The following is a 19,946-nucleotide window of genomic DNA, read 5'->3' on the forward strand; positions in this document are numbered from 1 at the left end:
GTGCTTTGGGGTCTTATTTTAAACCGCTATTTCCTTCCCATCGACAACTCAGATCAAATAATCACGCTAAGCGGATTACCCTTCAGCGGATTCTCGAGGATCCAGCTCCGCTTTTGGTCGAAGAGATAAGCGCGGTGGACGAGCACGCGAACCTCCTGACCCGCCTTCAACGTTTCTTTCTCCAGGGAGCGGAACGTCGTTAGGGTATGCCCCCCGACCTCCACCTCCACCAGCCATTCGCTGCCGCGGAAATGCAGGTGCTTCACGACGCCTGGGGCAGTCGCGGATAACAATGTAAATTCGTGATCGGTACCTACTTCGATGTATTCCGGACGGATCAAGGCTTTCGTCTCCGGCCCTCCGCTTTCCTCCTCGAAGCCTTTCAGGTCGGCGGCACGTTCCACCAGCGTCGATTGCCCGATAAACGAAGCCACGAACGGGGTTCCCGGCTCCTTGTAGATATCCCAAGGCGTCCCTTTTTGCTCCAGCCGTCCCTGATTAATAATCATGATTTCGTCAGCCACCTCAATCGCTTCATCCTGGTCATGAGTGACGAAAATCGAGGTGATCCCTACCCGCTCGATCAACTCGCGCAGCCACGAACGCAGCTCCTGGCGGATCTTGGCATCGATCGCGGCAAAGGGCTCATCCAGCAGCAACAACTGCGGCTGCGGAGCCAAAGCGCGGGCAAAGGCAACCCGTTGGCGCTGCCCCCCCGACAGTTGATGCGGATAGCGGTTCTCGAATCCCCGCAGCCCGGTCAGCTCGACCAGCTCCATGACCCGCGCTCGCGTGTCCGCCTTTGACACCTTCTTCACTTGCAGGCCGAAGGCAATATTATCGAATACCGTCATATGCTTAAAGAGAGCGTAACTTTGGAAAACAAAGCCGATTCCGCGATCCTGCGGTGCCAGCTCGTTGACCCGCTGCCCATGGAATAGAATCTCGCCGCCATCCGGCTGCTCCAGGCCCGCTAGCATGCGAAGTATCGACGTTTTGCCGCCCCCGCTAGGCCCCAGCAAACCGATCAATTGACCCTTTTCGATGCCAAAACTGACATTTTGGACGGCATGGAAGCTGCCAAAATGCTTATCCAAATTCCGCACTTCTACATGCATGCAAAACCACACATCCCTTCCGGTTTCCAAAGAACTGAATTATTAAATATTCAGATGAATTTACTTGGAATTGTTTATTAAGAATAGATTACCAAACCGCAAGCATTCCGTCAATCTGAAAAAAAGCAGTAGCCAAGCGGTTTGAGCGGTTTTTTTTTGCTATACACTGAACAAAAACCGGCCTTCCCCGAATCTGTTTTCTACAGGGGATGGACCGGTTTTGTCAATTAGTGTTATAAAGTGTTGATGCTATGATGGTGTAATTGGATAAAGCGAGAAGTGAAAACAAAAACGCCCTATGACGTTATGCGGTAAATGCTGTGGCTTAACATTTTGACGTGCGCGACAGCGGCCGGCTTAATCTCTTCAAAGGTCAGCCGATCCTGGATGTAGTAAGAGATAAATCCATGCATACCCAAAAACATGCTGAGCGGAAGAGACGGATTGTTCTCCAGCGGATGCCTCTCCTCCTGCAAAAAACTGCGGATGATGGACTCGAACATATTGAAGCATTTGGCCTGTTCGCTGCGACAGTACGCCAATATTTCCTCATCCCTGAGCATAAACATGATTTCGTATTGGTGCGGATGCTCCAAGCCGAATTTGATGAATTCCAGCATGAGTTGCTCTGCTTTGGTCAGCCCGTCGGTAGGCGGCCGTTTGGTCACCTGCTCGCACAGATGGGTCAGCGACTCGAAATCTTTCACCACGATGGCATAAAACAACTCGGCTTTTTCCTTGAAGTGATAATAAAGCGAGCCGTGACTGTATCCCAAATGCTGACCGATGCTCCTCATGGAAATCCCGCGGTACCCTTTGGTAATGAACAAGTGCCGGGCCGCTTCCATAATTCTTTCTCTCGACAACTCCTGATCAACTGCTCTTCTTGCCATAGGCATTATTCCCCTTCAATAAAATAAACCTTTTCACCTTCCGTCATCACGGCCTGCCCTCCCGTCAAATCGGTCATCCAATCCATAAAGGCTTGCGCCTCCGGATGATGCGGCAGACAGCATAGTGTCACCTTATCCGCAAACCCCGTATCTCCCGTACGGATGCCGCGGTTACGCAATTCATTCTCCACTTTACCTAGCCAAGTGTAATCCAGCTCCACGAATACTTGCTGATGAAGCACACGGGAAATGGCTTCCCCTGCTTCAATCGCTGCGACGGCTCCGTCAGTATATGCCCGGATGAGACCGCCCGCCCCCAGCATGATCCCTCCGAAATACCGGGTTACGACGATGGCGACGTTCTTGAGGCCCTGATTTTTGATCACCTCCAAAATCGGCTTACCGGCTGTTCCGCTCGGCTCCCCGTCGTCCGATTGCTTTTGGATTTCATCCCGTTCCCCGATCATGTACGCGGAACAGTTGTGCGTGGCGTTCCAGTGCTTCTTCTTGATCTCCTCAATAAACTGAAGCGCATCGGCTTCGGTTTCCACCGGTTTCACGTGCCCGATAAACCGTGATTTCTTGATGACGATTTCTTGTTCTCCGGCTTGCCTAACCGTCTTGTACTTTTCCAGCATATGAGACCATCCTTATGAATGTGCCAAGAAGCAGCTCCTCCGGCATCTTCCGGCGAACTGCTTCCTGACATTCTAACTTCAACGCATTTACTACTACCTGGCCTTACTTATTCGGAAAGACGGGCTTCCAGTTCGGCCTTTTCCTTCTCGTAACCCGGCTTGCCAAGCAGTGCGAACATGTTCTTCTTGTACGCTTCGACACCCGGTTGGTCAAATGGATTGACGCCCAGCAGGTAACCACTGATACCGCAGGCTTTTTCAAAGAAATAAACCAGGTAACCAAACGAATATGGCGTCATGTCCGGCACATTCACGACCAGGTTAGGTACATGGCCATCGGTATGTGCCAGCAGCGTGCCTTGGAACGCTTTCTTGTTGACGAAATCAAGCGTTTTGCCGGACAGGAAGTTCAAGCCATCCAGATCGGCCGGATCGGATTCAATCGTGATGTGGCTAGGCACCTCAGTCACTTGAATCACCGTTTCGAAGATATTCCGGTTGCCCTCTTGGATGAATTGCCCCATGGAGTGCAGATCGGTGGAGAAATCAACCGATGCCGGATAAATCCCTTTGTAATCCTTGCCTTCGCTTTCGCCGTACAGCTGTTTCCACCATTCCGATACGTAGTGCAGGGAAGGCTCGTAGTTGACGAGGATTTCCGTCACTTTGCCTTTGCGGTACAACGCGTTACGTACGGCTGCATATTGGTAGCTGGCGTTCTCGGCGAGGTTCGGGTTGCTGAATTCCTTCGACGCATCGGCTGCGCCTTGCATCATTTCTTCAATATTAATACCGGCAGTCGCAATCGGCAACAGGCCAACTGCGGTCAGAACGGAATAACGTCCGCCAACGTCGTCCGGAATGACGAACGTTTCGTAACCTTCTTCGGTGGACAGCTTCTTGAGCGCCCCTTTGGCTTTGTCAGTCGTTGCGTAAATGCGCTTACGCGCTTCTTCCTTGCCGTATTTCTTCTCCAGCGCAGCGCGGAAAATGCGGAAAGCGATCGCCGGTTCCGTTGTCGTCCCCGATTTGGAGATGACGTTCACCGAAAAATCCTTGCCTTCAATCAGTTCAAGCAGGTGATTCACGTAAGTCGAGCTGATGTTGTTACCGGCAAAATAAATTTCCGGCGTCTTGCGCTTGTCCTTCGGCAACAGATTATAGAACGAATGGGATAGCGATTCGATCGCCGCGCGCGCGCCCAGGTAGGATCCGCCGATGCCGATGACAATCAGAACATCGGAATCGCTTTGGATTTTGGCTGCCGCTTTCTGGATGCGGGCAAACTCTTCTTTATCATAGTCGGTCGGCAAGTTGATCCAACCCAAGAAGTCGGAACCTGCCCCGGTACCTTTATGTAGCTGCTCATGAGCCGTGCGAATCGGCTCCGCAAAATAATCGACCTCATGCTGCCCAACGAATTGCAGGGCTTTGCTGTAGTCAAACGTCACTTTTTTGGACATTGCTGAAACTCTCCTCCGTCTAATATTTATCACACTGACCTATCCAAGAGGAAACGTTCAAAAGCTGCTGTCTGGTAAAAAAAGCCGGTCTGAACGCCGCCTCAAACAACTTAAAACTAGGATACTGTAAATTCCCGGCAATGACAAGGGCACAATATACAGGTTTCCACGCGCCGTGCTAAAATAATTAAATGATGTTCAATTCTTTTGGAAGATGGTGACGAACTTGAAAAAAATCGGATTTATCGGCCTCGGGACGATGGGTGCACCTATGGCATCCAACCTGCTGAAAGCAGGTTATCCTGTGACCGTGTTTAACCGGACCGCATCCAAAGCAGCGCCCCTTGCCGAGCAGGGAGCTTCCGTGGCACCTTCGCCGAAGGAAACCGCCGTGTGGGCGGACGTCGTAATCACGATGGTCAGCAACGATGAGTCCATCGCCGAAGTATACGAAGGCGAGAATGGCGTATTGGCCGGAATCCGGCCCGGGACCACCGTCATCGACTGTTCGACGATCTCGCCGGCACTCGTCAAACGCCTAGCCGCACAGATTGCTGAGCTTGGAGGCACGTTCCTCGACGCCCCAGTGACCGGCAGCTCGCCGGCCGCAATCGACGGCACCCTCGTATTTATGGTCGGCGGTTCTGCAGAGACTTTAGCGCAAGTGATGGATTTGTTCGACACGATGGGCAAAAAAGTGCTGCACATGGGCGACAACGGCAGCGGTGCCGTCGCTAAGCTGGCCCATAACACGATTGTCGGCATCAACAACCTGGCGCTGGCCGAAGGGTTTGCCATCGCCGCCAAATCGGGTCTGCCAGCAGACCGCTTCCTAGAACTCGTGCAGCTGGGTTCCGCCGGCAGCAAAGCCGCGGAGCTGAAGGGACGCAAAATCATCGAGCACGATTTCACGAATCAGTTCTCGCTTGCCTTAATGCTGAAGGATCTGAAGCTCGCGTCTGCGCTGACCGACGGCTCGGGCATTCCGGCGCCGATGCTGAGTCTGGCTAAGAGCCTGTTCCAATCTGGCCAAACCCAAGGCTTCGGCGAGGAGGACCTCTCCTCCGTCGTCAAGCTGTATGAAGCTTGGATTGGCAAACAAATCGGCGAATAAGCCTTCAGATTATGAAATAAAGGCAGGTACAGCGACATGGAATCGCTGATACCTGCCTTTTTGATTAGCTATGAGGCTTAAGCTCCTGCCCCATAAGAGCAGCAGTAGTCGGTGACGCTGCGCACCTCCAGCTTGAAGGAAGACTTGGCAGGAACGGTGAACGTTCCGCGCCCGCTGATTTCCCGCCACAGCGTTTCGCCGGGAAGCAGCACTTTTAGGTCTCCGGACAAAATGTCCATCACTTCCAGCGAGTCCGTGCCGAACTCATATTCCCCCGGGAGCATGATTCCCAGTGTCAGTTTGCTTCCGTCCGGAAGCCAAACGGTCCGGCTCGTAACTTTGCCGTCAAAATAGATGTTGGCTTGCTTCTCTACGGTTACATTTTGCAGTTTCTCTGTCACGTTCCCCTCTCCCTTCTTCCCCTCTAAGCGGTTGTTCAAAAAGTCGTCTTTTAATCACCTTCCGGTGCTGAAAATCCGACTTTTTGAACTCCTATTCTTATTTATTTCAATTGGGCTTTCACGTGGTTAACCACGTTTTCTACCGTGAAGCCATACTCTTCGATGACCTTGTCGCCAGGTGCGGAAGCCCCGAATTTATCGATGCCGATGACCGAGCCTTTCTCGCCGACAAAACGATCCCATCCGAACGGATGCGCCATTTCTACAGCAACGCGGGCTTTAACGTCCGGCAGGATAACGGAGTCCTTGTAAGCCTGATCCTGTTTATCAAACAGATCCACGCTCGGCAAGCTGATGACGCGAACCTGGATGCCTTCTTCGGCCAAAGCGGCTTGCGCTTTTACCGCGAGTTGGACTTCCGAACCCGTAGCGATGATTTGCGCAACCGGTTTGCCGTCCTTCGCGTCGGATACGACGTAACCGCCGCGTTTGATCCCTTCGCGAGCCGCTTCCGCCGTTTTCTCCAGGATCGGCAGGTTTTGACGAGTCAGCACCAGGACGACCGGATTCGATTTGTTCTCTACCGCATAAGCCCATGCCGCCGACGTTTCATTGCCGTCCGCCGGACGGATGACCGTCAAGCCTGGGATGATCCGCAGGGAAGCGAGCTGTTCGATAGGTTCGTGAGTAGGGCCGTCTTCGCCGACCGCGATGCTGTCATGCGTCAGCACGTAAGTCACCGGCAACTTCATCAGTGCGGACAAACGCACTGCCGGACGCAAGTAGTCAGTGAACACGAAGAACGTGCCGCCGAACACTTTCAGACCGCCATGCAACATGATGCCGTTCATGGCAGCAGCCATACCGAACTCGCGAACGCCGAAGTACAGGTTGCGGCCATCGCGGGTTTCCGGTGTATACATCGCCAGATCGTTCAAATGTGTCATTGTCGAGCTTTCCAGGTCGGCGGAGCCGCCCAGCAGTTGCGGTACGTTTGGAGCAAGTCCGTTGAGCGCGTTACCAGAAGCTACGCGCGTGGAGACCGCTTTGTCTGTTGCGCTGTACTTAGGCAGCTTCGCATCCCAACCGGATGGCAGATCGCCGGCAATCGCTTGCTCGAATTGAGCGGCCAACTCCGGATATTGTGATTGATATTGCTTAAACGTTTCTTGCCAAGCTTGATAAGTGGCAATTCCACGTTCTTTAACTTTGGCAAAATGCTCGCGTACTTCTTGCGGAACATAGAAATCTTCTTCATATACCCATTTGTAATTCTCTTTGGTCAGCTTCGCTTCTTCAGCGCCCAACGGGGAGCCGTGGGTACCGCCATGGCCGCCTTTGCCTTGCTTGTTCGGGCTTCCGTAACCGATCACTGTCTTCACTTCGATCAGCGTTGGACGTTCAGTGTCGCCTTTCGCTTCTTCGAGCGCCGCTTCGATGGCCGCCAGATCGTTCCCGTCTTCTACGCGCAGCGTTTGCCAGCCGTAAGCTTCGAATCGTTGACGCACGTTCTCCGAGAAGCTAAGATTCAGCTTGCCGTCCAGCGAGATATCGTTAGAGTCATAGAGGAAAATCAATTTGCCAAGCTTCAGGTGACCGGCGAGCGATGCCGCTTCACTGGCCACGCCCTCCATCAGGTCGCCGTCGCCGCAGATGCCGTACGTATAGTGATCGATCACTTTCAGATTGCCTTTATTGTAAGTCGCAGCCAGTTGGGTTTCTGCAAGCGCCATCCCTACTGCCATCGCCAAACCTTGACCAAGCGGGCCGGTTGTCGCATCCACACCAGCGGTATGACCAAACTCCGGATGACCCGGCGTTTTACTGCCCCATTGGCGGAATTGTTTAATTTCTTCCATCGGGAGGTCGTACCCGGACAAGTGCAGTAAGCTGTACAGCAGCATGGAGCCATGGCCGGCGGACAAGACGAAACGGTCGCGGTTGATCCAGGTTGGTTCGTCCGGATTATGGTTCATCGTTTTGGCAAATAGTTGATATCCCATTGGGGCGGAACCCATCGGCATGCCAGGATGGCCGGATTTCGCTTTCTCGATCGCGTCGATCGCCAGCGTACGAATGGTAGTGATCGAGAGTTTGTCGATCGTGTTGTTTTCTGAAAGTGACATTCGTGTTTCCTCCTTCATTATGAAAAGATCGTTGAAAACCATGAAACATTTAACGCTCCGATTACAAAACAATCATTTTGAAAAAATCATTTTGACTTTATCTATTGTAGCACTTCCTACTCCCCTTTTCCATACCATTATTCCCAACCATTCCCCTGTAAATGAGCTTTTTTCGTGTTGCTCCTGCCCCGTTAATAAATCCCTTGCTTTTTAGGAACATATGTTCTATACTATGTGAAAACATTCACCTCTAGATCCGGCATAAATCCTTATCTATTAGGAGGCTAAAGATCATGATTACCCGTATTCCAACTCCGTTTAGCTATTCTTCCGCCGTTACGGCCGGCGACTATGTCTTTCTCGGCCTGCACCGAGGTTTTGGCGACGACTTCACCGCGCAAATCCACGATGTCTTCACCCAACTGAAATCCACCTTATCCGCTTGCGGATGCCCACTGGAACGGTTGGTGAAAGTGAATGTGTATCTCAAGCATATTCAGGATCTGCCTGAGATGGAGAAGGTATTTTTCGAGTACTTTGAGCAAAACCATTGTCCGGCGCGCATGACCTCCACCACTGAATTCATCGATACCGATTGTCTTCTGATGATTGACGGGATCGCCTACCGGGGAGAGGAATAACGTAAAAACCGGCATCATGACGAGCTGACACGCTGCCCATGATGCCGGTTTTGTTATCCAAATCTCATGAATGAGGCCGTTAGTTGAAAACGACCGTCTTGTTCTGGTGGACCAAAATCCGGTCCTCGATATGCCATTTTACAGCCCGGGCTAGCACAACCCGCTCGATGGTCCGACCGATTCGTTTCAGTTCGTTCACGTCGTCACGGTGGCTTACACGCTGCACGTCCTGCTCGATGATCGGTCCACCGTCCAGTTCTTCAGTCACGTAATGCGCGGTGGCGCCGATGATCTTGACCCCGCGGTCATAAGCTTGAGCATACGGCTTACCTCCCACAAACGCCGGCAGGAACGAGTGGTGAATGTTGATTAGGCGATTGCGGTACGGCTCGATCAGCGCCGGGGAGACAATTTGCATGTATCTCGCCAATACGATTAAATCGACGTTGCCTCCGACGATCTCCAACTGCTTTTGCTCGGCTTCGCGTTTCGTCTCTGGCGTCACCGGAATGTGGTGGTACGGAATCCCAAACGATTCGACGTATTCCTTCATATCCGGATGATTGCTAACGACCATGGAGATTTCCGCATCCAGGTCTCCGGCTTGCCATTGCCAAAGCAGCTCGACCAGGCAATGATCCTCCTTGGATACGAAAATCGCCAGCTTCTTCTTGCGGCTCAGCTGATAGATGTTCCACTGCATCCGGAACTGCGAGGCGATCGCTTCAAAATCGCTCCTCAGCGCCGCAATCCGCCCGTCCAATCCATCCAAATCGAATTCGACCCGCATAAAAAACATGCCGCCCTCCGGGTCCATCGTATACTGGTCCGACTGCACGATATTCGCCCCATGCTCGTGCAGGAAGCGGGATACCGCGGCAACGATCCCCGGCCCGTCCGGGCAGGAGATCAACATGCGCGCACGGTTGCTCTCATAAGGTTTGACGGGTTGTCCGCCCGTTTTGATATGCGTATCCATTGTTCTTCCATTCCCCTTGCCACAAATGATGTCTTCGTTATTTACCCGCGCCGGCAAACCAGGCCACCAGGCGTTGGTTCACCTGCTCTTCCGTCAGCTCTGGGAACAGGCTGGCCTCCGTCGCGAGGTCGTACAGCCGCTCCATCGGTTCGCGCGGATCGGCCTTCTTCGCTTTGGCATCGTTCTTGAGCAGATTCCACGTATCCAGCACGAAGGAACGGGCCCCGATGTCCTGCTTGGCAAAAAAGTCGGCCAAACGCTCCACATCGCTCAGGAACGATTCACCAAACCGTTCGCCGACGTTCCCGCGCAGCAGCGCGATCTCGACTTCGTACATCGGGCGTTGAGTTTTCGCATCCTTCCCGACCCAAGGCGTCTCCAGAATGAACGGCCGGCCTTGCAGCGCCTCATGATGGACGACGCGGTGGATCGCATCGAAGCCAATCCAGCCGGAGCCGATCGGCGTATGGCGGTCTTTTGCCGCGCCAACCGGGTTTTTGCTGTCATTGATATGAACGACTTCAATCCGCTTTAATCCGATCGTATCGTCGAATTTCTTCAGGACGCCGTCCAGATCATTTACGATATCATAGCCGGCGTCATGGATGTGACAGGTATCAAGGCAGATGGTTAAGCGCTCATTGTGTTGGACTTTATCGATGATCTGCGCGATTTCCTCGAAGCTGCGACCGATCTCCGTCCCTTTGCCGGCCATGGTTTCCAGCGCGATGCAAACGTCGGTTTCGCTCGTTCCGTTCAACACTTCGTTAAGGCCTTCCGCAATGCGATTCACCCCGTACTCCGCATCCTTGTCCGTAAAAGCGCCGGGATGAAGCACGATGTTACGTACGCCAAGCGCATGGGTACGACGGATTTCCTCCTGCAGGAAATCCACGGCAAGCTGGTACGTGTTCGATTTGTAAGAACCTAGATTGATAATGTAAGGCGCATGGACGACGATTTCGTCGATACTGGCTTGTTTCATCGCCGCTTGGCCTTCTTCAATATTCATCGATTCGATCGGTTTACGCCGCGTATTTTGCGGTGCCCCGGTGTATATCATGAAGGAGCTGGAGCCGTAGGTTACCGCCTCGGCCGTTGCGCTAAGCAGGCCCTTGTCCGAGAACGATACATGGGAACCAATTTTCAGCAAGGTATTTTCCCCCTTTTGGACATTAAATCGCTAAACAAACCTATTTTAGCTTGAATGCTGAAATAAATAAAGAAATAAGGTATAATTTTAGCAGATTATCTCAGTTTTGAAAGATTCAATTTCTACTATCATAATATCCGAATTTTTAGCGAAAAGCGAAATCCGTTCCGAGGTGATGAATCGTGCTGCAATCTACCGTTTACATACTAACCGCCCAAGGCCCGAATCGCTGGTTTATGAACAGCATCGCGTTTTGGGGTTTCGTGCTGCTTGGCATGATGGCGATTGGCGGCTTCTTTATGTTCCGCAAATTTTTGAAGGTACTCCCGAAGGCTGACGGCATGTCGAAGCTGGACTGGCAGAACCATTGGGTCGAGCAGAGCCGCCACCTATGGACGGACGAAGCCAAAGCGTTCCTCGACCGGTTGGTCGAGCCTGTACCGGGACCGTTCCGGGACATCGCCAAGCATTCGATCGCCGCGGAGATCGGCAAAATTGCGCTGCAGGAGGAAGCCTCCGAGGTCACGCAGGAGCACTGCATCCGCGGTTACATCGTAGCCACGCCAAAACGCGACAACAAGTTCCTTGTTAAGTTTCTGGAAAATAATCAGATCGATTATCAACCCTATCGGCATTTAATGAACAAATAAGCGCATATGCACAAATTCACATCCGGCTCCTTGTCTTGCACTAGGCAGCCGGATTTTTACGTAGAGGAGGATTCAGGAAAACATGAAAACGGTGATCTTCGGGGGCTCGGGGTTTATCGGCCGGGCGCTGGCCAAGTTTTGGCTGAGCCAAGGACACGAGGTAATGATTGTCACGCGCGGAGGTACCGGGGGAAAGCGCTGGCTGCAGGAGGCTGCTGCTTCCGACGCTTTGCTGACCTCCACAACGTGGTTGGAGTTGGAGAGAAATCCTGTGCTACTGGAAGGTGTTTCAACCATCGTGAATCTGGCCGGAGCTACACTGAATCAGCGTTGGTCGAAACCGACCAAGCAGCGGATTCTAGAGTCCCGCCTGGAGTCCACCCGAGCGGTTGCCCGCGCCGTTGAGCGAATGAAACTAAAACCCGAGGTTGTTGTACAAGGTTCCGCAGTTGGCATTTATGGCACTTCGCTCTCAGAATCGTTTGACGAGAGCTCGTCCATACCATTACCTCCCCCCGATTTTCTCGCCGAAGTGACAACGACTTGGGAGGAGACGGCAGACCGGGAATTCCGCGGAATTCGCGTAGTCAAGCTGCGCACCGGGGTCGTACTGGGGCAAGGCGGTGGCGCGTATCCGTTGATGCGCCTCCCCTATCAGCTTGGCATCGGAGGAAGTATCGGCAGCGGCAAGCAATGGGTCCCTTGGATTCATATTCAGGATATGGTGAGGCTGATTGATTACTGTGTCACTCATCCGGAAGTTCGCGGCCCGGTGAACGCAGTGAGCCCGCATCCGGTGACGAACCTTGATTTCGGGCGCACCGTATGCCGCGTGCATCGCCGTCCCTTCTGGCTTCCGCTGCCGGCGGCGGTGCTCCGAGCCGCGTTAGGCGAGATGTCGCTCCTGCTGCTCGAGGGGCAGCAGGTCATTCCCCGCGCGTTGCTAGAGGCTGGATTCACCTTCACTTATCCTGATTTAGAATCGGCGGTCGCCGATCTGAAGTCCTAAAATGATCAACGGCCCTGAGACTGGAATTCCAGTCTCAGGGCCGTTGTCATTATCAACATTCAGGCGTTTACATCCGCGACTTCGTGAGCAAATACAAGAAATAAGGCGCACCGATAATAGCTACTACAATCCCGGTTGGGATCTCAGCCGGCTGAAGCACCCAGCGGCCTAGTGTATCGCCTAGGATAACAAGCAAACCACCAGCCAGCGCGGAGGCAGGGAGTAAATACTCATGCTTGGGTCCAACCAGTCGGCGGGCCAAGTGCGGCGCGATCAGCCCCACGAAGGAGATGCCTCCGCCCACGGCGACGCAGGCGCCGGTCAAACCAACCGCGGCAGCCAAGAGCCCCAGACGGGATCGCTCCAATGGAGTGCCGAGACCCGTCGCGGTTTGATCTCCCAGATTGAGCACATTCAGCGCGCGCGACTTCAAGAACACGTAAGGAAGCAGTACGATCAGCCAAGGCAAAAGCGCCAGCACGTACTTCCACGACGTTCCCCAAATACTGCCGACCAGCCAAATTTGCAGCATCTGAAAATTTTCCGGACGCAAGCGCAACTGCAGAACGATCATCGCGGCATTGATGCCGGCAGCAACCGCAATCCCAACCAACACCATTCGGATGGGGAGCAAACCGTAATTTTTTTTGAAGGAGAGTACGTAAATCAAGGTCGCTGCCCCGGCCGCTCCAAGAAGAGCCAGGACCGGCATCATATAGACGGGGGCGCTTGTCGTCGTCGGATAAAACGAAATAAACAGCGTTACCGCAAGGCCAGCTCCGGCATTGATTCCAAGCACCCCGGGATCGGCCAGCGGGTTACGGGAGATGCCTTGGAAGATACAGCCGGCAACCGCCATCCCCATTCCGATCAGCACGGAAATCACGATGCGCGGCAACCGGAATTCGAATAAAATCAGCTCTTGTTTATCTGTCCCAATGCCAACTAGGGTCCTAAACACATCGAGCGGCGACAGACGGATGTATCCGGTATTCATGCTAAAGATGAATACGGCAAGGATCAATAGCGCAAAGACGGTCATGACGATATAAGCTTTACGGGCTTTCTGCCGCAAATGCATAGGGGCTTCGATTCGGTTCATTCCAATCCCCCCTTCTGCTTCATGGCGAGATACAGGAAGAACGGCACCCCGATGACGGCAATCAATGCGCCAATCGGCGTTTCATGCGGTGGATGAACCATCCGCGCCAAAATATCCGCAAATACCATCAACAAACTGCCAAGCAGGGCCGAGGACGGGATCACCCAGCGGTAATCAACGCCAACTAAAAAGCGAGCCACGTGCGGAACCAACAAGCCAACGAACCCAATCGCACCGACAATCGAAACCGCACTGCCGGCTAGAACCAACACGATGAGCATGCCAAGCGCCTTAATCAAGCGTGTTCTTTGGCCCAAGCCGGTCGCCACCTCTTCGCCGAGGCTGAGCAGAGTAATTGATTTCGACAGCAGCAAAGCGCAGAACAACCCGGCGAACACCCAAGGTGAGACCAGTTTGATTTGCAGCCAATTCGCACCGGCAATCGCGCCAGCGTACCAGAATGCAAGATCCTGTCCAATATTGAAGTAAATCGCAATCCCCTCGCTGATTGCGGTCAGCAGCATACTGACGGCAGCCCCTGCCAACGTCAGTCGAACCGGAGACATGCCTCCCTTGGACATGGAGCCGATGCCGAATACGAGTCCGGCACCCAGCCCGGCTCCGATAAACGAATAAAACATCGTTAGCAGGAATGAGGTGCCTGGCATCAACGCAAAGCTAATGGCCAGCGCCAGCCCTGCGCCGGAGTTAAGTCCCAATAAGCCGGAATCAGCCATCGGGTTGCGTGTCATCCCCTGCATAATGGACCCGGCTACCGCAAGCGCCGCGCCGATTAATGCAGCCGCCAAAGCCCGCGGGAGCCGCAGCTCCATAATAATTTGATGCTGAGTTTGCTCCGCCTGAAAGTGGAACAGCGCATCCCAGACGGTAGTGAGGTGAATATCTGCCGCCCCAACGGAAATCGAAAGGCAAATGGCAAACAGCAGCAGCACGGCACCGCCGAATAAAATCAAAGTTGCCGCAAGCGGGCGGGAACGGTAGCGTGGTTTGGTAGATTGGGTTATTGCCGACATGTCGAGAACCATCCTTTAATCAATTTTGCCGAAAAATAAGAGCATGAAATATGTAATTGAGAATCATTCTCGTTCATTATACCCGCTTTTCCGGTGAGAATCTACGGCCATTTCAAATTTGGTCCATGACTTTCCGGTCAAGCGTGGGCGATAATCCCCTAAACCTCCTTGCTCAAGAAACCTCCGCACCGAATTTAAAGCTCGTCTCCGCTAAATAAAACGTGTCGTCCGCCTGCAAAGGATATTCTTTATATGGAGCCACACTCTCCCCGTTTAACCGGGTCCCATTCTTCGATCCTAGATCCTTGAGTAAACAGCCGCGCGAAGTGACCAAAATCTCCACATGGGCACGGGAAACGCCTGCGGTATTCTCCACATATTGAACGATCTCTTCGGAGCGCCCGATTACGAAGCTTCCTGGGGTCAACGGAATCCGCTCTGACACGCCACCGCCCTCCTCGAAACGATCTAAATAATAGTGCGGGCTGCGACCGTTCAACGATCGATCTTGTCCCTGCAGCATGGATCGGCTCAGCAGCACTGTAGGGGGAGATCCCCCCACTTCGGGTTCAGATTCACTCGCTGCTTCCGCGGATTCCGGCATCTCATACGAAAGCTCAGTCCGCGGCACGAACGACTCCACCGAGGACCTGGCTGGAAAAACGCCAGAAGACTCTAAAGCTTCAATATTTCTATTGTAGAATGAAGAGCCCGATGGTCGTTCTGCGGATAATCCCAGAAGTCCCGATACTCCTAGCGCCTCAGGGGCTTCCTCCAACACTGTTCCTTCCGCTTCTTCTTCCACTGCCGCGTAACTGCGCAGCTTTCGCCATAGAACAAATCCGGCAGCCCCTAAAAGTACGGTAACCGCTATGCTTAGCGATAACCCGAATGCTCCGGGTCGATCAAAATAGAGAAGCTTCCAACACAACGCATCCACAAGCAGCACCCCGAGCACAAGGTAAGTCGGTTTGATCTGCATTTCACTCGGCGATGCCTTCTCGTCGAGTCCCGCCCATTCTTCCCGTTTAACGTTTACATCGTTAACGGCACTGCCTGCCCAAGTTCCCGATTCCGCAGGCTCCCGTAACGGTAGATATTCCCTAACTACGGCAGAACGAGGAAATGACGGAGAAGGCTCCGAAAGCCTTGGCAACGGCTCCTTTACTGTCGTTGATGTTCTCCTTGCCTCCGCATTGCTTTCCGGCTTGATATCCGGTTCGTCCGACAACAAACGCAACAGCATTTTTTTAAGTTCTCCCAAAGAAAAAAGCTCATCCCCACATAACCGAATCAACTGCGGGATTCCATCCCCTTCGACATGTTTGACGCAAGTGAGCAGTCGGGTCATCAATGATAACAGCATCTGGGACAGCGGGAGAGCGGCCGGCATCTCCTTCCAAGGAACATAAGTAAAATACAGCGACCCGCTGGATAGCGGCTCCTCCACAAAAATATGCGTCTCATCGAGCAAAAAACCGGATGGGGACAACATATACCTCTTGCTATCTTCCAGCACAGCAACCACTTGGAGCAGCAAACCGTAAAACTCCGGCATGCCGATTTTGTCGCTGCGTAAGCACTGAGACAGCATTCTTTTTCCCGTAATGTCATAGTGCAAACTGATTTGATAATCAACCTCGCGAATGTCGAGCCGCAGCAGGTTCGGCACGGTCACCGATGCCAGCATGGCGCGCTGGACGCGATTCAATTGTTCAGGCTTCAGCCCTTCTTTAGCCTCAAGAATCATGTAGGTTCCGCCGTCCCTAACAAAATCGGCAACTAACTCTGGCATGGCACGCCCCTCCTCGCACGTCACATATAGTAGATCGCCAGTATCGCCCCCGGCAGCACGGCTAACATAAACGGAAACTGCAATTGGCCTTTGGCGGCAATCTGAATGGGGAGCGTACTTCGCAGGGCGGTTGCTCCAAGGACGCTACCGGTGATGCGACGCAGACGAACCCCAGTCTCACGACGCCAAATCAAGATGATTAAGCCGATGCACCCTGCAGCCAAAATCGAATACATCATCGTCGATAGAGCGAAAGCGATTCCCATCCAGGCCCCAATTCCTGCAAACAGCTTGACATCGCCTCCTCCAACCGCACGCAGTAAATACAGTGCAAACATCAGACCAAATCCAGATGCAGCCCCGGCAACAGCGAACCAAGCACCAATCCAGCCCTCCATCAAAAGGTGATAGGACAGTCCGGACCAGATTCCCGTTATCGTGATGATATTAGGAATTTTCATCGTTCTCAAATCCGTGACGAAAGCCGCAAGTAACATCAATAAACAACTCCCTAACTCAACCATCAGCCCTTGCACTTCCTTCCTATTCCGAATGCGGACTTGCCACCTCGAACCCGGCTGTCGTGCGCAAGCCCTCTCCCGTTTCAATCACGAAACTCCACGTCCCCGGCGTAGTGTTTCCCCCAACCAACCAGGTCCAAGCAATCCTGCCTTGATCATCCGCAGTCGCTTCCCCTAAATATTTCGCCTGGCTAACCCCGCTTTTATAATAGATGGTCAGCTTGGCGCTAGTCCCGGGAGCAACCTGGGCAACGATCGTCGCCCGATGTCCGGCATACGCCGGGTCTGGCTTGGAGACCACAACCGCCGCTTCCCCGGTTTGGCTGTCTCCGCTTCCAGCCCCCGAATCCAGTTCACCGGTATCGCCGATCCAAAGACGCTCTTCCGCCCTCGTTTGCAGTACCATCCGCCGCCCGGAAAACGGGACCTTCAGCGGAAGCTCGTAACTCACCTCTAGTCCAAAATAAGGCTGCTTGCCCGTCTTCAAGTCTGGAACCGTGACACGATTGACATGCAAGCGTTCTTCCTCCAGCAAGGTCCCTTGCAGGAACGGGCGTAACATCGGTTTAACCAACGGGTCCAAAACAGCTTCCACCGCATTCGTCTTTAACTCTTGCAGCGGTTCGTCGCCTTTACGCGCAGCATCGGTTATCCATGTCGATAGAGGGGCCGGCAGTTTTGCCGCATATTGTCCCGCCCATTCCTCAAGCGACAGGGACGGCATTCGCCAAGAGAACGGGCTGTTTCCCGAAACCGTTCCCTTATTGCGGGAACCCCCCGCTCCATTCAAAGGAGCGGTTCTCTGACCCGTCTCCCCGACCGGTGTCTGCGTTTCTTGCTGCCCGCTGCTCTGCGCCTCGACCGCAATCGCCACCGGATAGATATGTGCGGAGATTTGTTTGACAGCATTCGCTGCCGCCGCATGCAATTGTCCGGATAGCAGCGTCATATGGACAAGGAATATGAACCAGAATACGACCAACACGAAGACGGGAGCGATCAAAGCAGCCTCCAACGTGATACTTCCTAATGACCCCTTTTCCCGGAAGCGTTGTGCCTTCGATCCTTCAATATGAGAAGTCCGCTTGTTTGGCAGCATAGTACCGGCTTCCTTCCACGTTTCCTTTCAATACGCCGACCTTACCCAACGTTTTACATACCCCGGGCAAAAACCATAAAGGCATTGCCACCGTCACTTTCCCTTTGACATAGGTGGCTCGCTCCGCCGGATCGATCCCGGTATTCAATGATATAACGGCAAGCATTCGCGACAACCGCTGTTCGCTGCGGCCATGCAGCAGCAGAAACAACCGGAGATGATCCCGATAAGTCAGATCAACCTTAAGGTAGTCGCTTAACTGGATTTTCCCGTCCCGGGTTAATGCGATCATATCCTGCAAGGCATGCTGCGCTCCGTACAGCAGGGCTGCGGCAAACACCAGTAAAGGATTCCCTTTGGCCGCGTTCTTGCTGAAGCCCTCCATTGTCCGAATGGCCAGACGCATTGCAAAAATCTCTCCAAACGCGGCAGCGACATTCCCTCCCGGATTATGCATACCGTACAAAATATACTCGACCTCTTGGCTCTCCGGCGCGAATTGCTCGCGGATCACTTCAAGCTTGTCCGCTTGGCCTTTGCCCTCTAGCAAACCGTTCAAGGCGCTGACATCCAGGAAGTGAAAATAACTCGCAACGTACTCCATTTGAAATACGGAGTCCGACATCCCTCCCATCAGTCCTGCCAAACCGCCGTACAATCCGTCCATCCTTCCCATGGAGGCTTGTCCCGCCTCACTTGGATCATCGTTCAAGGCGGCCGAGGCAGACCCGTCTCCAGAGGTGGAACGGTTTAACGATCGATTGGCTTCCATCTTCACCTCTAGTTGATCGAATTTGGCCTGGTGCTCTTTCAATCCGTTTTTGAGCTGTTCGATTCCACGGATCCAGCCGGCTGCCTCCTTCAGCTTGGCGCTTGCTGCCTTCTCTGTCGCCTTCCGCTCCTTATCGGAGGACCGGTGACTGTCCAGCCGACGAGCGCTCGCATCCAGCACATTGGCTGAACCCGGAGTGACGAATTGCCGGAGATAGGCATCGCATGCCTCAGCCGTGCTATTCACGCCCGAAGCGAAAGATGTAGACGAAGCCGTCGCCGATAATACAGATTCGCTTTGCGCTAGGAGCGAGGTTCCGGTGTTCCGGAGTCCGGCGAACGCCGCCGACTGCCGATCGATATCCGCGGTCAGGCCGGCAAACGTCTCCTCGGATAGCAGCAGGGATCCGGCTTGGCTCCGGATATTGGCGATGACGTCGCCGTCGCCGACCGGACCGGAACTGCCACCGCGGGTGCTCGTCCCGGCTGACACTTCGTTATAACCCGTTTGCTCCGGGCGCTTTTCCGCCTCTTCAATCGTTTGCCGCATCTGATCATTGATCCGCCGCGCTTCCTCCAGCAGGGCCCTAGCCTCTGGCAGGCGTGAGGCATGGTTCTGCTCTGCAAGCCGTTGATCGCGGTCCAGTTTAGCAAACATCCCGCTGGTTGTTGAACGGTAGCGGCTGATTTCCGCCGTATACATCCGATCCTCGGGTTCCTTACCCGCATCCGCCTCGACTTGGCTCACATAAGCGGGATAATTCGCCGCAGCGTCGGGCAGCGTGGAGATATCGCCGTTCCAGGCTTCCCCGTGGGTCCCGCCGCTTCCCACTGACAGTACTTCCGCATAAGGCCCTACTGCATTGGCCGCTTGCCGCTGCTTCTCCAGAAGTTCATCCAGCTTGGCTTCCCTCTGGTCGTAAAGCTTCTGTAATTTTCCCAGCAAATCCACCGTATTCGAAGCTTCCTTCATCACTCCGGCCATCGGTTTAAAGCGATTCAACAGATCTATAGTTACGTCGATCGGTGCCCGGTATTTCATTTGTTCGCGGATTTGTTGCTCGAACACGGGATAGGTTCCGATGGGACGCAAAAATTCGACAGAAGAAGAATCTAATTGGGCTCCCAGCAAAGGTAACCCCTCGCTACGTCCGACCAGTTCGAGCTGGTCCTGAAGCACCTTTGCCATAATGTAGTTCCCGTCGGTTTGCCCATATGCAAATAGGCCGTACCGTTCGGCCAGTTCCCGGTCGTAAGCGGACAGGACGGACCTCGAAGCCGCATGCGTCAAAGCTTCTGCTTTGGCCTGCAGGGCGAACATTCTGGCAAAATCGATAAACAGGGCGACAAATGCGAATACCGCAGCAAATATCACGATAAAAAATACCGTAACCGCTCCTTGCTCCGAGCGTTTCCGTTGGAACACCGCCATCCTCCTT

At 53.5% G+C, this 19,946-nt stretch carries 18 protein-coding genes; 4 read left to right on the forward strand and 14 right to left on the reverse strand.

The genetic code is table 11. The features are described 5' to 3' along the window. Positions 1 to 53: 53 nt before the first annotated feature. The 4 genes from KJS42_RS15785 to KJS42_RS15800 all read right to left on the reverse strand — a co-directional run bounded on the left by KJS42_RS15785 (position 54) and on the right by KJS42_RS15800 (position 4,112). On the reverse strand, positions 54 to 1,118 hold the full coding sequence (locus tag KJS42_RS15785; protein ID WP_213623409.1) for a sulfate/molybdate ABC transporter ATP-binding protein: 1,065 nt from the start codon (positions 1,116 to 1,118) through the stop codon (positions 54 to 56). A gap of 296 nt (positions 1,119 to 1,414) precedes the next feature. Continuing rightward, positions 1,415 to 2,011 (reverse strand): TetR/AcrR family transcriptional regulator, encoded by a 597-nt coding sequence (locus KJS42_RS15790; protein WP_059046549.1) that lies wholly within the window; start codon positions 2,009 to 2,011, stop codon positions 1,415 to 1,417. Between the two features lie 5 nt (positions 2,012 to 2,016). Beyond that, a complete protein-coding gene (locus KJS42_RS15795) occupies positions 2,017 to 2,649 on the reverse strand; it encodes a YigZ family protein (RefSeq protein ID WP_155606512.1) in 633 nt (210 codons plus the stop codon). Positions 2,650 to 2,756: 107 nt separating this feature from the next. Next, positions 2,757 to 4,112, reverse strand: coding sequence for a glucose-6-phosphate isomerase (locus KJS42_RS15800; protein WP_155606511.1), 1,356 nt, complete (start codon positions 4,110 to 4,112; stop codon positions 2,757 to 2,759). 226 nt (positions 4,113 to 4,338) lie between these two features. Between KJS42_RS15800 and KJS42_RS15805 the strand changes: the two genes are divergently transcribed. Further along, positions 4,339 to 5,226: an NAD(P)-dependent oxidoreductase gene (locus KJS42_RS15805; protein ID WP_155606510.1), complete on the forward strand. Its 888-nt coding sequence runs from the start codon at positions 4,339 to 4,341 to the stop codon at positions 5,224 to 5,226. Between the two features lie 77 nt (positions 5,227 to 5,303). On the opposite strand, the gene ppnP is transcribed toward KJS42_RS15805, so the two are convergent. Next, entirely contained in the window at positions 5,304 to 5,627 is a 324-nt protein-coding gene (ppnP, locus tag KJS42_RS15810; RefSeq protein WP_213623410.1) for a pyrimidine/purine nucleoside phosphorylase, read from the reverse strand. A 101-nt stretch (positions 5,628 to 5,728) separates the two neighbouring features. Next, positions 5,729 to 7,753 carry a transketolase gene (gene tkt, locus KJS42_RS15815; protein WP_193415489.1) on the reverse strand — a complete coding sequence of 675 codons (2,025 nt, stop codon included), beginning with the start codon at positions 7,751 to 7,753 and terminating at the stop codon, positions 5,729 to 5,731. Positions 7,754 to 8,046: 293 nt separating this feature from the next. Between tkt and KJS42_RS15820 the strand changes: the two genes are divergently transcribed. Further along, the gene (locus KJS42_RS15820) at positions 8,047 to 8,394 is read left to right on the forward strand and encodes a RidA family protein (RefSeq protein WP_213623411.1); all 348 of its coding nucleotides are present in this window, start codon (positions 8,047 to 8,049) and stop codon (positions 8,392 to 8,394) included. A 79-nt stretch (positions 8,395 to 8,473) separates the two neighbouring features. Here the strand turns inward: KJS42_RS15820 and purU are convergent, their stop codons facing one another. Together purU and KJS42_RS15830 are read right to left on the reverse strand one after the other, a co-directional pair. Then, positions 8,474 to 9,373 (reverse strand): formyltetrahydrofolate deformylase, encoded by a 900-nt coding sequence (gene purU / locus KJS42_RS15825; RefSeq protein ID WP_193415491.1) that lies wholly within the window; start codon positions 9,371 to 9,373, stop codon positions 8,474 to 8,476. A gap of 37 nt (positions 9,374 to 9,410) precedes the next feature. Then, the gene (locus KJS42_RS15830) at positions 9,411 to 10,526 is read right to left on the reverse strand and encodes a deoxyribonuclease IV (RefSeq protein ID WP_213623412.1); all 1,116 of its coding nucleotides are present in this window, start codon (positions 10,524 to 10,526) and stop codon (positions 9,411 to 9,413) included. Between the two features lie 236 nt (positions 10,527 to 10,762). On the opposite strand from KJS42_RS15830, the gene KJS42_RS15835 reads away from it, so the two are divergent. Together KJS42_RS15835 and KJS42_RS15840 are read left to right on the forward strand one after the other, a co-directional pair. Further along, entirely contained in the window at positions 10,763 to 11,176 is a 414-nt protein-coding gene (locus KJS42_RS15835; RefSeq protein ID WP_193415827.1) for a DUF2621 domain-containing protein, read from the forward strand. A gap of 82 nt (positions 11,177 to 11,258) precedes the next feature. After that, positions 11,259 to 12,185 (forward strand): TIGR01777 family oxidoreductase, encoded by a 927-nt coding sequence (locus KJS42_RS15840; protein WP_213623413.1) that lies wholly within the window; start codon positions 11,259 to 11,261, stop codon positions 12,183 to 12,185. Positions 12,186 to 12,252: 67 nt separating this feature from the next. Here the strand turns inward: KJS42_RS15840 and KJS42_RS15845 are convergent, their stop codons facing one another. The 6 genes from KJS42_RS15845 to KJS42_RS15870 form a co-directional block, all read right to left on the reverse strand. Then, positions 12,253 to 13,287: a FecCD family ABC transporter permease gene (locus KJS42_RS15845; protein WP_213623414.1), complete on the reverse strand. Its 1,035-nt coding sequence runs from the start codon at positions 13,285 to 13,287 to the stop codon at positions 12,253 to 12,255. Then, positions 13,284 to 14,321: a FecCD family ABC transporter permease gene (locus KJS42_RS15850; protein ID WP_240908708.1), complete on the reverse strand. Its 1,038-nt coding sequence runs from the start codon at positions 14,319 to 14,321 to the stop codon at positions 13,284 to 13,286. Before KJS42_RS15850 ends, KJS42_RS15845 begins: the two co-directional genes overlap by 4 nt. 172 nt (positions 14,322 to 14,493) lie before the next feature. Beyond that, entirely contained in the window at positions 14,494 to 16,116 is a 1,623-nt protein-coding gene (locus KJS42_RS15855; protein ID WP_213623415.1) for a DUF6382 domain-containing protein, read from the reverse strand. A gap of 20 nt (positions 16,117 to 16,136) precedes the next feature. Then, entirely contained in the window at positions 16,137 to 16,613 is a 477-nt protein-coding gene (locus KJS42_RS15860) for an A24 family peptidase (RefSeq protein WP_244868518.1), read from the reverse strand. 46 nt (positions 16,614 to 16,659) lie between these two features. Further along, positions 16,660 to 17,652 (reverse strand): pilus assembly protein, encoded by a 993-nt coding sequence (locus KJS42_RS15865; protein ID WP_306433138.1) that lies wholly within the window; start codon positions 17,650 to 17,652, stop codon positions 16,660 to 16,662. Between the two features lie 52 nt (positions 17,653 to 17,704). Then, positions 17,705 to 19,939, reverse strand: coding sequence for a TadE/TadG family type IV pilus assembly protein (locus tag KJS42_RS15870; protein ID WP_213623418.1), 2,235 nt, complete (start codon positions 19,937 to 19,939; stop codon positions 17,705 to 17,707). Between the last annotated feature and the right edge of the window lie 7 nt (positions 19,940 to 19,946).

It is taken from the genome of Paenibacillus sp. J53TS2 (genome assembly GCF_018403305.1).
GTDB classification, from domain to species: domain Bacteria; phylum Bacillota; class Bacilli; order Paenibacillales; family Paenibacillaceae; genus Fontibacillus; species Fontibacillus rhizolycopersici.